A 14,150-nucleotide genomic window follows, 5' to 3' on the forward strand; every position below is an offset into this window, starting at 1 on the left:
ATTAACCCGCCAGCGGCAGAAAGACCAGCCACAGGGCGAAGACGCCGTAAAGCGCGGCGATGCCGGTCAGGGCGCGCGCATCGACGCGGCCACGCCGGAACATCAAAAACAGCACGATAATCGCCGCTGCCGTAATGATGCCCGCAGCCAGCAGGGCGTGATCGAAGCGCCACGGCGTAAAAAAGATGCCGAGCGCCGAAGGAATGGTGGCCTGAATCATCATCGCGCCGGAAATATTGGCCAGGGCCAGCCTTTCCTTGCCCTGACGCACCCAGATGATGGCGTTCATGGTTTCGGGCAGTTCGGTGGCCACCGGCGACAGCAGCAGCGCCACCAGATGCGGGGCCATGTGCAGGGCTTCGCCGATCTGTTCGAGCTGGGCCACAAACAGATGCGAGGCGAAGGCGATGACGAGCAGGGACAGACCGGCTTGCAGGCTGGCCCACAACAGGCTGGGGTGGCCGGGGCGGAGTTTCAGCGGTTCGAGTTCATCATCGCCTTCATCTGACTCGTCGGGGGCGGTGATCTCGCGCCAGACATAGAGGGCATAGGCGGCGAGAAACAGTACGCCCAGCCACGGCTTGAAGGCGAAGGCGACGAGGCCCAGACCCACCTTGACGACGAAAATGGCCAGAAAGGCCAGTTGATCGCGGCTGAGGCGACCATGTTCGACCTGCACCATCGCATCGCGGCGGCCCAGTTTGCGCCGGTTAAGCCATAAAGCGAGGCCGACCACGCCGTAAGCAATGGTGGCCAGCACCAGTGGCCCGCCCATCGCCGCGCCGACGCCGATGTCCTTGGCGCGGGCGGTGTGGCCGAAGACGACGGCGGTGAAGGTGACGGCGCTTTCGGGCAGGGCCGTGCCGAAGGCGGCCAGCACCGAACCCACCGCCGTCGCGCCAAAATTGAGGTGCTTGCCGCACCATTCGATGCTGTTGGTGAAATATTCGCACGCCAGATAGATGACGACGGCCGAGCCGATGAACAGAATAAGGGTCAGGAGCATATCAAAGCAGGGGCCGGGCAAGCAGATGAACCAGTGGCGCGTGCCAGCGTCTTGCCCGGCCGGGCAACCGCTACACGGCCAAAGGTCTTGCCGATTATGATCACACCAAGGCGCGTGTGGCGCCTATTATGTTGATGTGAACCCTCTGACAGCGCAGAGGCGGCTACTCCCCAATGACAATAGCGGCCTTATGGCGTGTTTTTTCGTGCAGGAAAAGGGCCATTTTTCAAAAAGCGGCGTCTTTTATGCGCTGCGGCGTTACGGTGCCTTGAGTTCGCTCCTGTGCGGGCCTATTATAGGTTCGTGGCGGGTCTTGCTGTGGCTTCCGTGGCGATCACTATTCCTTCTGACCTTAATCACTTAGAACGGGGGCTGGCTCTGATCTGGACCGTGGTCCTAGTCACCTGGCTCCCACCTGAATAGTCAGGTCTGAGAGGATTTAACCGCATCGACACGATTCTTCATGGCGCCGCCACACCCTACGATCAATCGGCATTTCGGTATTTTGATGAGCATGTCCGGCTCATACTGAGCCGGTATGTTTGTCTTCAGGAAGTAAGAACCCCACCACCACGAGCCATTCTTCATGCGGCCCAGGACGGAACGACATTCAGAAACCCCTCCGTCATCTTCGCCCTGACGGGCTCGTTGCCACCTCCCCATGCCTTTGGCACAGGGAGGAGGGATGTGCCGCCTGTCACCCTCCTCCCCATTCATGGGGAGGTGTCGAGCAAGCAAAGCGCGTCGAGACGGAGGGGCCGCTTTCTTCAGCAAGGGGCTGAATGTCGATTCGTTATGGTGAGAGGGGGGCGGGATGTGGTGTTGGGCGTCTTGAAAAACAGGATAAGAGCCGCATGAGCGATAGTGACGCCAAAAAGCTGCTTCTGCGCCATGAAATGAAACGCCGCCGCGCCGCTCTGGCCCAGGCCGATGGTCTGGCGGGTGACCGGATGGCCGAAACAGTCAGCTCAGCGCTTGAGGCATGGCCGCGCCGCGGCAGCCTGATCGCCGGCTATTATCCGATCCAGTCCGAAATCAATCCGTTTCCGCTGTTGCAGATCTTCGAGGATAAGGGTTATCGCCTGTGCCTGCCGTGCCTTGTGGCCGGGGCGGAGGGCTATGAGATGCGCTTTCGCGCCTTCCGGCTGGGTGACGATCTGGAGCAGGGCCCGTTCGACATCCACCAGCCGCACGCTGCCGCTGGCGAGGTGACGCCCGATGTGGTGCTGGTGCCGTTGCTGGCCTTTACGCGCGATGGCCACCGGCTCGGCTATGGCGGCGGTTATTACGACCGGGCGCTGGCGGCCTTGCGGGCGCAGGGCGATGTGCGTGTGTGCGGAATCGCTTTTTCGGGTCAGGAACTTGCCGATCTCCCGTTTGAAGTGCATGATCAGAAACTGGATGATATATGGACCGAACAGGGCGTGATCGAGGCGCGCGCCCAGGCCTGAGCCCCGCCGTAAGCGGGCTATAGATTTGGATGTTGAATGCGCTTTGCTTTTTTTGGTGACGTTGTGGGCCGCCCCGGCAGGGATGCGCTTGCAGAACACCTGCCGGGTTTACGCCGCCGTCTTGACCTCGAATTTGTCATTATCAACGCCGAAAACGCTTCGGCGGGCTTTGGCCTGTCGGAAAATTCGGCGCGGCAGCTCTTTGACGCCGGGGCCGATTGCCTGACCCTGGGCAACCATTCGTGGGATCAGAAAGAGGCGCTGACCTATATTGTGCGTGAGCCGCGCCTGATCCGCCCGATCAATTATCCGCCTCTGGCCGATGCGCCGGGGCGCGGGGCCAATCTGTTTGAAACCCAGTCGGGCAAGCGTATTCTGGTGATGAATGTGCTGGGTCTGGTGCATATGGCGTCGATGGATGATCCGTTCGGCGCGGTCGATCGCCAGTTGGAATCGTGTCCGCTGGGCATGATGGCCGACGCGATTGTGGTCGATATGCACGCCGAAGCCACCTCGGAAAAGATGGCGATGGGCCATTTCTGCGATGGCCGCGCCACTTTGGTAGTCGGCACCCACACCCACGTGCCGACGGGCGACGCGCAGATCCTGCCCAATGGCACGGCCTATCAGACCGATGCCGGGGCGTGTGCCGATTATGACAGCGTGATCGGCATGGACAAGGAAGAACCGCTGCGCCGTTTCACCACGCGCATCGGCAAGGAACGCTACCGTCCGGCTTCCGGGCCGGGCACGGTGTGCGGCGTCTATGTCGAAAGCGATGACCGCACGGGGCTGGCCCTGCGCATCGAGCCGATCCGCATCGGTGGCCGCCTGAAGGAAACCGTGCCGGAGGTGAGCGCGCTGGCCGCCGTCTGATAAAGGCTGAGGGGGCGTGACAAACCGGGTTTCACACGCTAGAAACCGCCATCATTTGAAGTACACGGGCGCACCAAACCGGGCGCGCTGCGTTAAGAGGATTTCATGGCCGGCCACAGTAAATTCAAGAACATCATGCACAAGAAGGGGCGCGCCGATTCGGTGCGTTCCAAGCTTTTCTCCAAGCTGTCGCGCGACATCACCGTGGCCGCCAAGATGGGCCTGCCCGATCCGGCGATGAATTCGCGCCTGCGTCTGGCCGTTTCGATGGCCAAGGCCGAATCGATGCCCAAGGACAATATTGAGCGCGCCATCAAAAAGGGCGCTTCGGGCGAGGCCGACAATATGGAAGAGATCCGCTATGAGGGCCGCGGCCCCGGCGGCGTTGGCCTGATCGTTGAAACCCTGACCGATAACCGCAACCGCACGGCGGGCGCTGTGCGCAGCTATTTCACCAAGTTCGGCGGCCAGTTGGCCGATACCGGCTCGGTCAGTTTCATGTTCGACCGGCTGGGCGAGATCAAATATCCGCTCTCGGTGGGTGACGCCGATACGGTGATGGAAGCGGCCATCGAGGCCGGGGCCGCCGATGTGGAAACCGATAACGACGAAGAAGACGGCGGCCACACCATCTATACCGCCTTTGAGGACTTCAACGAGGTCACCGACGCGCTGTCGAAGGCGCTGGGCGATCCGAAATCGACCGGCCTGATCTGGAAGGCGCAAAGCGGCACGCCGCTGACCGGCGATCCGGTGCGCACCCTGATGAAACTGCTCGATGCGCTCAACGATGACGATGATGTGCAAAACGTCTATGGCAATTACGAGATCGCCGACGAGGAACTGGAAAGCCTGGGCGGCTAGAGCAACGAGCGTTTAATTTGACTTACAAATTGAATGCGAGATGCGGAAAAATGTAAAATGTAGAGCGGATTGCATTCCTTTGACCGATTCAATCAGAATGCAGACCGCTCTAGGCTGCGATTCCGGGCTTTGTTTGCTTTCTGAAATATGCGATGATGCGGCGTTAACCATGTTTTCGCGGGGGAATATATGAAAGCGTCCATCCTGATACTGGCCGGGCTTGGGGCGGGGCTCACCCTCGGCATGAGCGGTTGCGTGGCCTATCACAGATACCCCATCGCCTATGAAGACCCGCGCAGCCCCGCTGAACGCGCGCAGGCATGCGTATCGACGTTCGAGCCGGACGGCAAGGCTGCGCAGGTCATGACCTATGACAGCGCCACCGGCACCGAAACCCACATGAACAGCGATGGCCGCCAGGTGGCCGTCACCGCCCAGAATGCGCGCGACAATACGGCGCTGGGCATGGGCGGCAAGGTAGGCGGCGGTATTCCCGTGGCCTGCACCGATGCTGATCCGCGCGTCCTGCCCGCCTATCCGGCGCCGCCTGCGCACCACAAGGATGGCTATAACGGTTATCATTGAGGCAGCATCGTTCATGGCTATTGAAGTAAGAAACCCCACCACCATCTTCGCTTCGCTCGATGGTTCCCCTCCCCAGTAAACTGGGGAGGTATAAGAAAGAGCGCCCCTTATACCTCTCCAACTTTTTGGAGTTTGGCGTCGGCGAAGGCATGTCCTTCGCCAGCCAAGGAACCGCACGAAGACGCGAAGCGGCTAGAGCAACGAGCGTTTAATTTGACTTACAAATTGAATGCGAGATGCGGAAAAACGTAAAATGTAGAGTGGGTTGCATTCCTTTGACCGATTCAATCAGAATGCAAACCGCTCTAAGATGTGGTGGTGGCGGTTCTTGCTTCATGGCGCAAAGCTTCATATTTCAGGTGAATCTTATGATGGGGGTGGTATCAGGGCCGGTTGACGTCCGGCTTGGCCAGTTGATCGGGTGAGGCATTGTAGGTATCGGCGCTCATATGCGGCCAGAACTGGTCGAACATCACCTGATCGGCGGCATCGCCCGGCACATCGAAGGCCGAGCCCTTGAACCACGGTCGGCAAGTGCGCTCCGCCGGATCGATATTCCCCCAACGCAGGGTGGGGCAGCCTTCGCCATTCGGATCGATGGCATTATCGACGGCGCGGATCTCGCCATTGGACTGGGCCAGAATGCCGGCGGTGCGCACATTGGCGATCTGGTTGCGGCCGACATCGGCGGTGCCCGCTTCGACATCAATGCCGATCTCATTGGCGATGAGGGTGTTTTCGATGATGCGCACCCGGCTGACCGACGAGGTGACGGCGTGATCGCTGCGCGCCACCAGACTGTGCGACAACAAAGCTTCGCCCGCCCCGTCGAGATGAATGCCCTCGGCGAAATACTGCACCTTCATATCGTTCATGGTCAGGATGGAATCGGCGCTGTCGAGCTTGAGGTCGAGGCCGATGGCGTTGTCGCCGCGCTCAAAACCATGCCAGTCGGCCAGTTGCTGCACGCTGACGCCGAGGATCTGTGAATCGCCGGTCAGCACGGCGTAGATGCCGCCCGCCGTTGAGGCAATCTCGGAATTTTCGGCATAAAGCTCGCCTTCGCTGACCGCCAGGGCGACGGCGCGCGTCTTGGCGATGATGTGTGAGGAATCGGTCAGGTTGAGCCGCCCGCCCGCCACATGGACAGCGGCATTATCACCCTGATAACGGATTTCCGAATTCTGGATGGTCAGTTCCTTGCCCGCCGCCTCGATGCACGGCGCATTCCCGCCGCGCGGGCTGGAGACATAGACGTTTTTCAGGATCACCTTGTCGGCATTGGGTGAGATGCGCAGGCAGTTTTGCCCGTCGGGCGCCACCAGCACCGGGATCGTATTGGGGCCGAAGCCCTGACCGACGATGGTGATCGAATGGTCGATGTCGAGGCTGGCCACGCACGAGCGGTTATGTGCCTTGAGATAGAGCACACCATAAGGGCGGATATTGCGCGCCACGGCCTCGACATAGCCCTGGCTGGCGCGGTCGCAATCGACCGTAGCGTCGGCGCGGCCATGACCGTAATAGCCATAGCGGCCGCCGTCATAGCGATAGTGACGCTGCGGGCCGCAGGTGCGGAGCTGGGCGTCGAGCAACATGCCAAAGCACGGCCGGATGGTGGCATCGACGCGGGCGGCATTATTGCCGCGCCATGCGTCGGCACGGGCGGAAGGTGCCATCATGGCCAGCAAAACGACAAGAGCCATCAGCATGGCCGCCGGAGTGATCCGGGCCTCTGGTCTGATTTCACGGTCTTTGCACATCGTCCTGTCCATTCGTTTCATGTCCGACCTTATGGCTGTGCCGTTTGCGACACCTGCGCCAGCACGTCCTGCAAGCGATTGGCCGATGGTTTGAAGCCTTCGAGCGCGGCGTCGAGCTGCATCACCACGGCCTCGGCCTTGTCCTGATCGGCCACGCCTTTGAGGCCGAGATCGAAATAGGTGGACATGGCGTAGCGCGCTTCGGGCGAGCCCTGTTTTTCGGCCTGCTGATACCAATGGAAGGCGCGGGCATAATCGACACCGACGCCGACGCCTTCGGAATACATGACCGCCAGCACCAGTTGCGAACGCGAATCGCCATTGACCGCCGCCATCTGGATGGCGCGCACCTCATCGAGGGCGGTCAGACGCTCAGGTTCCTGCGGCAGGCCGATCATGCCGCGCAGGCCGTCCACCGTCTCCTTGGGCACGTCCTTGGCATCGAAACAGGCTTCGTGCAGCAGGTTCAGATAGTCGAGCGCGCGCATCACATGGATAAAGGGCAGTTCGTCCATGCGCGTCAGGGCGTAGCTTTGGGCGTCGCTCAGGCGGCTTTCATCGGAATGGGGCACGCCGCCCTGCGGCGCTTCGGGCGGATAGAATTCGTAAGGCGCCACCCAGCGCCGTGCCTTGGTTTCGACGAAGGAGGCATATTGGGCGCGATCCGGGGCCGATTTCTCGAAATCTTTCAGCAGCACATAGGCGCTGACATCGCCGGTTTCGGAAGCCTTGTAATTATAGAGATAGGCATCGACATCGGAGCGTTCGAACAGCGTGCGCACATTCGACATGCCGTAGTTTGCACCGCGCATCATGGCGCGGATGGCCTGCGGATTATCGGCCGGTTCGCCCATCGGGCCGTACTGATCGTCATACAGGCGCGCCAAGGTGCGGAAGCCATCGGCGCCTAAGGTGGACTGCACATAGATCACCCGGTCGCGCACCTTGTCGCGTTCGCCGGAATCCATCCTTGACAATTCCTGGTCGAGCATCCGGTAAGCGCGCTCGCGCTCAAAGGCGCGGCACTTGTCATAACGCGAAGCCATCGTGTTGCCGTGCGGATCAAAGGCGCGGTTCATCGGCGCATAGCCCTGCGAATTGGCCAGCGCCATGACCAGCCAGACCGACGATTCGATCGGGTCTTCGAGGTTTTTATCGGCAGCATTGATCGCTGCGTAGCGATTGGCCAGTTCGAGCTGGGCGAAGAAATCATTGCCGAAGGCGAGGTGACGGTAATAGCGGATTTCGCGTTCCTGGCCGTTGAAGCCGTCGGTCTGGAACGGATCGGGCGGACGCGGGCAGGCATATTGGCCATCGATACGCGGATGGGGATCGAAAATATGGCTGATGTCGTCGATCAGGCGCTGGCAGCCGGTCAGGCTGAGCGCCGCGAACAGGCCGAAGCCGAGGGCGATCAGCGGGCGCATCTGTGCCTTGCGCGAATGGCCTGTCGCGCGCACCGCCCATCGTAACGGGCGCAGAATGGCTCCGGTCAGGTTACGCATGGACATCGCACATCTCTCCGACGGAGTCGGCAGACTTATGGTTAATAAAGCCTTTGTTAAGGATTTTGAAGACTGTCAAGTTCTGCCCCCCGTGGCTTTCGTAATCCCGCCGAAACTTGCCAGATGACCGCTTATCCGTGCGGCCAGGCCCCTCATCAATCCCATGTCCGCCCTGACGCAACTTAAGGCGACCCCGAACGGCGTTATCATGCTTCAAAAGCCACGCCTTGACCAGAAAAAAGTGTTAACGCGATCCGGCGTGCGGCGAATTTTCCCCAGAGGTGACTGAGGTGACCCAGATGGCGCAGGGCCTTTTTACGGCTTAAGCCTTGAGGTTTTGCGCGCCAGCCGCTAAGACCACGGCCATTCCCGAAATCCGCATTCATCAAAGGGCGCAACCTCCTCATGGCGCAACAATATATCTTCCAGATGCAAGGCCTGACCAAGCATTACCCCGGTGGTAAGAAGGTCTTTGAGAACGTCTGGCTCTCCTTCTATTCCGACGCCAAGATCGGCGTGGTCGGGGTCAATGGGTCGGGTAAATCGACCCTGCTCAAGGTGATGGCCGGGATCGACAAGGAATTTTCCGGTGAAGCCAAGGCCGCCGAAGGCACCAAGATGGGCTATCTGGAGCAGGAGCCGCACCTTGATGACAGCCTGACCGTCTGGGAAAATGTCATCGCCTGGTGCGAGGAAAAGAAGATCTTCGACCGCTTCAACAAGGTGGCCGAGCTGATGGGTGAGGAATATACCGACGAGCTGATGGAGGAGATGAACGCCCTTCAGGAAAAGATCGACGCCGGTGACCTGTGGGACATCGATTCGCGCATCGAAATGGCGATGGACGCCCTGCGCTGCCCGCCCAATGATTCGCCTGTCACCAAGCTGTCGGGCGGTGAAAAGCGCCGCGTCGCTTTGGCCCGCCTGCTGCTCTCCAAGCCCGACATGCTGCTGCTCGATGAACCGACCAACCACCTCGACGCCGAATCGGTGGCGTGGCTTCAGCACCATCTGGAAAACTTCCCCGGCTGCGTCATTCTGGTCACCCACGACCGTTACTTCCTCGATCAGGTGACCAAGTGGACGCTGGAACTCGACCGCGGCAAGGGCGTGCCCTATGAGGGCAACTATTCCGGCTGGCTGGAGCAGAAGCAAAAGCGCGTGGTGCAGGAGCAATCGGAATCCGAAGCCCGCCAGCGCGCCCTGACCAAGGAACTGGAATGGGTGCGTTCCGGCGCCAAGGCGCGTCAGGCGAAGTCGAAAGCGCGTCTGGCCGCCTATGACGACATGGTGCGCGAACAGGAAAATTCACGTCAGGCGCAAAACTTCGCCACCATCCAGATTCCGCCCGGCCCGCGCCTTGGCAATCTGGTGCTGGAAGTGACCGGTCTGGAAAAGGAATATGGCGACAAGCTGCTCTTCAAGGATCTGAGCTTCCGCCTGCCGCCCAACGGCATTGTCGGCGTGATCGGCCCGAATGGCGCCGGTAAATCGACCCTGTTCAAGCTGATCACCGGCGTGGAACAACCCGATGCCGGCACGCTGAAGCTCGGCGAAACGGTCAAGCTGGCCTATGTCGATCAGTCGCGCGACGACCTCGACCCCAACCACACCGTCTGGCAGGCCATTTCCGGCGGCACCGACATCATGGTGGTGGGCAAGAAGGAAATCAACAGCCGCGCCTATGTCGGCGGTTTCAATTTCAAGGGCGGCGACCAGCAGAAGAAGGTCGGGCTTTTGTCCGGCGGTGAGCGCAACCGCGTCCACCTGGCCAAGACGCTGGCGGCGGGCGGCAATGTCATCCTGCTCGACGAACCGACCAACGATCTGGACATCGAAACCTTGCAGGCCCTCGAAGAGGCGCTGGAAGACTTCGCCGGTTGCGCCGTGGTCATCTCCCACGACCGCTGGTTCCTCGACCGTCTCGCCACGCATATTCTGGCCTTCGAAGGTGACAGCCATGTCGAATGGTTCGAGGGCAATTTCGAAATGTACGAAGAAGACAAGAAGCGCCGTCTGGGGATTGATTCGATTATCCCCAAGCGCATCAAGTTCCAGAAATTCGGTCGCTAGCAGGGGCACGGCCCCTGCACCCGATTGTTTTTAAGAGCGCTGGCCGAAGGGCTGGCGCTTTTTTAATATTGCGATCTATGAGATAAGTGGCTTAACTCTGATTGAGATCGCTCAGACTCTAAGTTGCGGGCCTGAAGTCGTCTCTACGAACTAAGCAGAACAATAATAGATACGAACAAGGGGGGGCTATGGCTAGTTTGCAATCTGTTTTGAAGGTGCATGTTGAAAATGCCAATGCTGCCTTGGTAAGGCAGCAGCTTTTAGAGGCGTATTCCTCTGATGATCAGGAAGACGATCTGAGTGATCACGAAATCGATGATCATGATGAGGTAACCCCGATAGCCTTTAATATGCAATATCGCGGCGCGAGCGGCGGGCTTACGGGCAGAACTGTGAGATTGCTTAAAATCACTCCAGACAGTGGGGACTATAAACTTTCGGCGTGGTGTTATCATCGAGACGCCTATCGTTTGTTTTTGCTGTCTCGGATAGTCGAAATTACAGATATTGTGACAGGCGAGGTTTTTGACGACGCCTATGCTTTCTTTGCTGATTGCGGCGTGTTTCAACCTGAAACGCCAGAGGCGCACGCGGTTCGACTATGTAGGGATGAGATCGTATTGCTATCTATTGTTGGGGCATGTGATGGGCTTTTTCGGCCATCTGAACGTGATGAAGTCGTCAAGCATGTGTTTGATCGTGTTTGTGAACCCTTGAATGAAGGCGAGGTTCATCGGTTGATCCGATCCATCGCTCCAGATGAGAAAGCCTTCGAGCGCGCACTGAAAAACTTAAAGTTTAGTACGGCTGACATTAAGAGAGCCGTTTGGAGAAGCGTTCGTCGTGTCATTGATGCCGATGGAAGTGTGCATTTAGCGGAAGCTGAAATGGCAACCCATATTCAAAAAGCCTTGGCGATTGCCTGATTTTTTCCGGCTGTACTCATGCCATCAAAACCCATTCCGCTTTAAATCGACCATCCGAACCGCCATGCTGCGCTGCGGATCAAAGGGCAGGTCTTCGAAGCCGAAATGGCGGTAAAAGCCACGCACGCCCTCATCGAGCGGATGAGTCAGGACGCAGAAACAGCCCATATCTTCGGACAGGCGAACCGCCGTGGTCAGGGCATAGAACATCAGGGAGCGCGCCAGTCCATGCCCCTGATAACGGACATCGACCGCCAGTTGGCCCAGCAAAATCGCGGGCAGGGGATCGGGACGGTTGCGCTGTTGGGATTTTGGCAGGTAGGCGCGTTGCACTTGCGCCGCGCTCAAGGACACATAACCGGCAATGTTGCCGGTTTCGGCATCGCAGACCACGCTGGTGCGCGAGATGTCGGCTTGCTGATTGGTGAGGGAGCGTTTGTGAAACCATTGGTTCAGCGACGGGCGGCCGCAGTCGAACCCACCGCGGAGGTGATCGCTGATCAGCGGATGTGGCGGCGTCAGTCGTGCCATACGGGGCGCGTGGCGGCCAGTCTGGCCAGCGCCGGAATGTCTCTGGCGGGGGCTGAGGCCCAGGCCTCGAATTTTTCCCAGTCGGCGGCGGCTATGGTGACTGTGCGATGTTCGGTGACGTCCATTTCCGCCGCTTCCAACGCCTTGCGGCGCACAAAATCACTCAGATTGGTGCGGGCGTGCCCGGCGGCGGCTTCGAGCAGGGCGCGCTCATCGGGCGTGACGCGAACGCTGAGGATGGCGGGTGAAGTCTGAGGCATGTGTATGACATTAGCATACATGGGCAGCTTGGGCAAGGAGGGTATGGGCAAGGCGACCAGCCCTGTTACTCATCACTCTGGTCGACCGTGCCGGAGCCGATGACCGTCTTGTCGAGGCTGGCCGGTTTGCCGTGCAGACTGACATCGCCGGAGCCGACAATCTTGACCCTGACCTTGCCGCTGGCATGGAGGGCGGCGTCGCCCGAACCGGCGATGTTAATGTCGCTGTCGGTGGTGGTCAGCCCGCCCAGATCGGCGTCGCCGCTGCCCGCCATATTGAGGTGCAGGGTCTGGGTGCTGCCGGTGGCCTTGACGCCGCCGCTGCCGGCCAGATGGACATCGAGCGAGGGCTGGTTATAGGCCTCTATCTGCAAATCGCCGCTGCCATTGAGGGCGAAAGCCCTGACATCGGGGGCGGTGATGGCGATCTGCACCTGGCCTTGATCAGCCTGCACATCGAAGCCGTGCCGGTTCCACGCAAAATGCACGACGCCGTCCTGATCTTCGTCGTCGGCCCAGTCCAGACGGCCATCGGTCAGCCGCACCTGATCGATCAGGGATTGCGGGCCGCTGACGGTGACCGAGGCCACCGGGCCTTGCGTAAAGGTGACATCGGCGGGCAGATCGACGGCCAGATGGTCGCCGCCCGTCCAGGTGAGGGTTTTGCTGCCGGGAGCATCCGAAATGCTGTTTGTCGCGGCATCAGACGGGTTGTGATAGCCCTTGCGAAAGCCGAAATGATGGCCTTCGTGGAACATGTCCCAGTTCCAGCCGGTAGTGCCGACTTGTTGCGAGACGAGGGCGGCACCGCCGCCGAGGCAGGCCAGTGACAAGACGCCAGCGACACCTGAGAAGATAAGCAGTTTGCGGATCATGGTCTTATCCTCAGTCTTGCGCCAGGGCGGGTTTGAGTATGCGGTAGTGCAGGCGGGCGAACCAGACGAGGCCATTGACCAGCCAGATGGTCAGGGCCAGCATGATGGCGGCGACCGCAGCGGCGCCGAGCATCAGGCCGCAGCCGCCGAGGAGCGCCGCCACGGGGCCACCGGGCAGGCCGAGAAAGGGGCCTGCGGCAAACAAAAATCCGCCGCCGATAAAGGTGCCGATGGCGGCGGTGAAGATGCCGACCAGCGTGCCGACCACGCCGCCCAGTATCGGCAGAAGCACCAGTATATCGAGGGCGCCCAGCCCCAATATGCCGATAATGGCGGTGGTGGCGTTGGACGGCGTCTTGGCCGCCTCCCAGCTTTTGGCATTGGCCTCGGCCTTCAGTTCGCGGGCGAGGCGTTCGGGATCACCCAGCGCTGCCGCCACTTCGGCCTCGGCGCGGCCATCAGCGGCGGCGTCGGCGAAATGGCTTTCATAATCAGCCATGATGTCATTGATCGTGGCGGGGGGCAGGCCCATGAGGCCGGTGCGCAGCCTGTCGAGAAATTCGCTACGGGTCATGGTGATCAGGCCTTTATCAAGGGGGTGGAGGTGGCGTCGGCGGGCGTGAGCAGGGCATTGACGGCGCTGGCAAAGCCCCGCCACTCGTCGCTTTGGGCGCTGAGCGCGGCGTGGCCCGCTTCGGTCAGTTTGTAATATTTGCGCGAAGGGCCGGACGGTGATTCGACCAGATAGGTGGTGACCAGCCCATCGCTCTGCATCCGGCGCATCAGCGGATAGATGGTGCCTTCGCCCATGCCGATGGCTTCGGACAGGTGGCTGGCGATCTCATAGGCATAGCTTTCACCACGCGCCAGAACGGCCAGAACGCACAGCACCAGAACGCCTTTTTTCAGTTGAATATCAATGGTTTCAGGCATCGATACGCGAAGCCTCCATAGGTTCGGGCACGGCAAATGGTGCATCTGAACGCTATATATAGCAAGCTATCTGTTTATGCAAGGTACATATTTATGTTCAGTAGTCGGCCCGCTGGATCAGGTATCAGCCGCGATAAAAAACGAAGCCGGCGCCGCAGGCGATCAGGCCAAAGCCGACGGCGGTTTGCCAGCGCAGGGCTTCGCCGAGATAGAGCCAGGAAAAAATAACGAAAACAGACAGGGTGATCACTTCCTGAATCGTCTTGAGCTGGGCCGCCGACAGTGCGCCATAGCCGATGCGGTTGGCGGGCACCTGAAAGCAGTATTCAAAAAAGGCGATGCCCCAACTGACGAGGATCACGATCCATAACTTCTCAAACTTGAATTTGAGATGGCCATACCAGGCGATGGTCATGAAGATGTTGGAGCAGATCAAAAGACCGATCGTGGCGAAGACGGGGGGTATTTTCGGCATCATATCACCTTAGGCTTACCGCCCGCG

At 59.8% G+C, this 14,150-nt stretch carries 15 protein-coding genes and 1 riboswitch; of the genes, 6 read left to right on the forward strand and 9 right to left on the reverse strand.

Annotation, left to right across the window (positions count from 1 at the left end):
- Position 1 precedes the first annotated feature (1 nt).
- Positions 2-1,006, reverse strand: a complete 1,005-nt coding sequence (locus tag QB905_RS13295; protein WP_282975507.1) for a sodium:calcium antiporter — start codon at positions 1,004-1,006, stop codon at positions 2-4.
- A 3-nt stretch (positions 1,007-1,009) separates the two neighbouring features.
- Positions 1,010-1,192, reverse strand: a riboswitch (yybP-ykoY riboswitch).
- Between the two features lie 668 nt (positions 1,193-1,860).
- Here QB905_RS13295 and QB905_RS13300 point away from each other — a divergent pair.
- The 4 genes from QB905_RS13300 to QB905_RS13315 all read left to right on the forward strand — a co-directional run bounded on the left by QB905_RS13300 (position 1,861) and on the right by QB905_RS13315 (position 4,782).
- Positions 1,861-2,457 carry a 5-formyltetrahydrofolate cyclo-ligase gene (locus tag QB905_RS13300; RefSeq protein WP_282975508.1) on the forward strand — a complete coding sequence of 199 codons (597 nt, stop codon included), beginning with the start codon at positions 1,861-1,863 and terminating at the stop codon, positions 2,455-2,457.
- Positions 2,458-2,493: 36 nt separating this feature from the next.
- The gene (locus QB905_RS13305; RefSeq protein ID WP_282975509.1) at positions 2,494-3,333 is read left to right on the forward strand and encodes a TIGR00282 family metallophosphoesterase; all 840 of its coding nucleotides are present in this window, start codon (positions 2,494-2,496) and stop codon (positions 3,331-3,333) included.
- A gap of 105 nt (positions 3,334-3,438) precedes the next feature.
- Entirely contained in the window at positions 3,439-4,197 is a 759-nt protein-coding gene (locus tag QB905_RS13310; RefSeq protein ID WP_282975510.1) for a YebC/PmpR family DNA-binding transcriptional regulator, read from the forward strand.
- A 189-nt stretch (positions 4,198-4,386) separates the two neighbouring features.
- Positions 4,387-4,782, forward strand: a complete 396-nt coding sequence (locus tag QB905_RS13315; RefSeq protein ID WP_282975511.1) for a hypothetical protein — start codon at positions 4,387-4,389, stop codon at positions 4,780-4,782.
- A gap of 383 nt (positions 4,783-5,165) precedes the next feature.
- Here QB905_RS13315 and QB905_RS13320 read toward each other — a convergent pair whose 3' ends face one another.
- Positions 5,166-6,545: a right-handed parallel beta-helix repeat-containing protein gene (locus QB905_RS13320; RefSeq protein ID WP_282975512.1), complete on the reverse strand. Its 1,380-nt coding sequence runs from the start codon at positions 6,543-6,545 to the stop codon at positions 5,166-5,168.
- 29 nt (positions 6,546-6,574) lie between these two features.
- Positions 6,575-8,056, reverse strand: a complete 1,482-nt coding sequence (locus tag QB905_RS13325; protein WP_461781788.1) for a tetratricopeptide repeat protein — start codon at positions 8,054-8,056, stop codon at positions 6,575-6,577.
- A gap of 399 nt (positions 8,057-8,455) precedes the next feature.
- Here QB905_RS13325 and ettA point away from each other — a divergent pair, with 399 nt between their 5' ends.
- On the forward strand, positions 8,456-10,123 hold the full coding sequence (ettA, locus tag QB905_RS13330) for an energy-dependent translational throttle protein EttA (protein WP_282975513.1): 1,668 nt from the start codon (positions 8,456-8,458) through the stop codon (positions 10,121-10,123).
- Between the two features lie 188 nt (positions 10,124-10,311).
- On the forward strand, positions 10,312-11,049 hold the full coding sequence (locus tag QB905_RS13335; RefSeq protein WP_282975514.1) for a tellurite resistance TerB family protein: 738 nt from the start codon (positions 10,312-10,314) through the stop codon (positions 11,047-11,049).
- Between the two features lie 24 nt (positions 11,050-11,073).
- Here QB905_RS13335 and QB905_RS13340 read toward each other — a convergent pair whose 3' ends face one another.
- The 6 genes from QB905_RS13340 to QB905_RS13365 all read right to left on the reverse strand — a co-directional run bounded on the left by QB905_RS13340 (position 11,074) and on the right by QB905_RS13365 (position 14,123).
- The gene (locus tag QB905_RS13340) at positions 11,074-11,580 is read right to left on the reverse strand and encodes a GNAT family N-acetyltransferase (protein ID WP_282975515.1); all 507 of its coding nucleotides are present in this window, start codon (positions 11,578-11,580) and stop codon (positions 11,074-11,076) included.
- Positions 11,568-11,840, reverse strand: a complete 273-nt coding sequence (locus QB905_RS13345; protein WP_282975516.1) for a type II toxin-antitoxin system TacA family antitoxin — start codon at positions 11,838-11,840, stop codon at positions 11,568-11,570. The genes QB905_RS13340 and QB905_RS13345 overlap by 13 nt, the downstream gene beginning before the upstream one ends.
- A gap of 65 nt (positions 11,841-11,905) precedes the next feature.
- Positions 11,906-12,715: a GIN domain-containing protein gene (locus QB905_RS13350; protein WP_282975517.1), complete on the reverse strand. Its 810-nt coding sequence runs from the start codon at positions 12,713-12,715 to the stop codon at positions 11,906-11,908.
- A gap of 10 nt (positions 12,716-12,725) precedes the next feature.
- A complete protein-coding gene (locus QB905_RS13355) occupies positions 12,726-13,289 on the reverse strand; it encodes a DUF1700 domain-containing protein (RefSeq protein ID WP_282975518.1) in 564 nt (187 codons plus the stop codon).
- A 5-nt stretch (positions 13,290-13,294) separates the two neighbouring features.
- A complete protein-coding gene (locus QB905_RS13360) occupies positions 13,295-13,648 on the reverse strand; it encodes a PadR family transcriptional regulator (protein ID WP_282975519.1) in 354 nt (117 codons plus the stop codon).
- Positions 13,649-13,772: 124 nt separating this feature from the next.
- Entirely contained in the window at positions 13,773-14,123 is a 351-nt protein-coding gene (locus tag QB905_RS13365) for a DMT family protein (protein ID WP_282975520.1), read from the reverse strand.
- Between the last annotated feature and the right edge of the window lie 27 nt (positions 14,124-14,150).

The organism is Asticcacaulis sp. EMRT-3, from assembly GCF_030027245.1.
Lineage (GTDB): Bacteria > Pseudomonadota > Alphaproteobacteria > Caulobacterales > Caulobacteraceae > Asticcacaulis.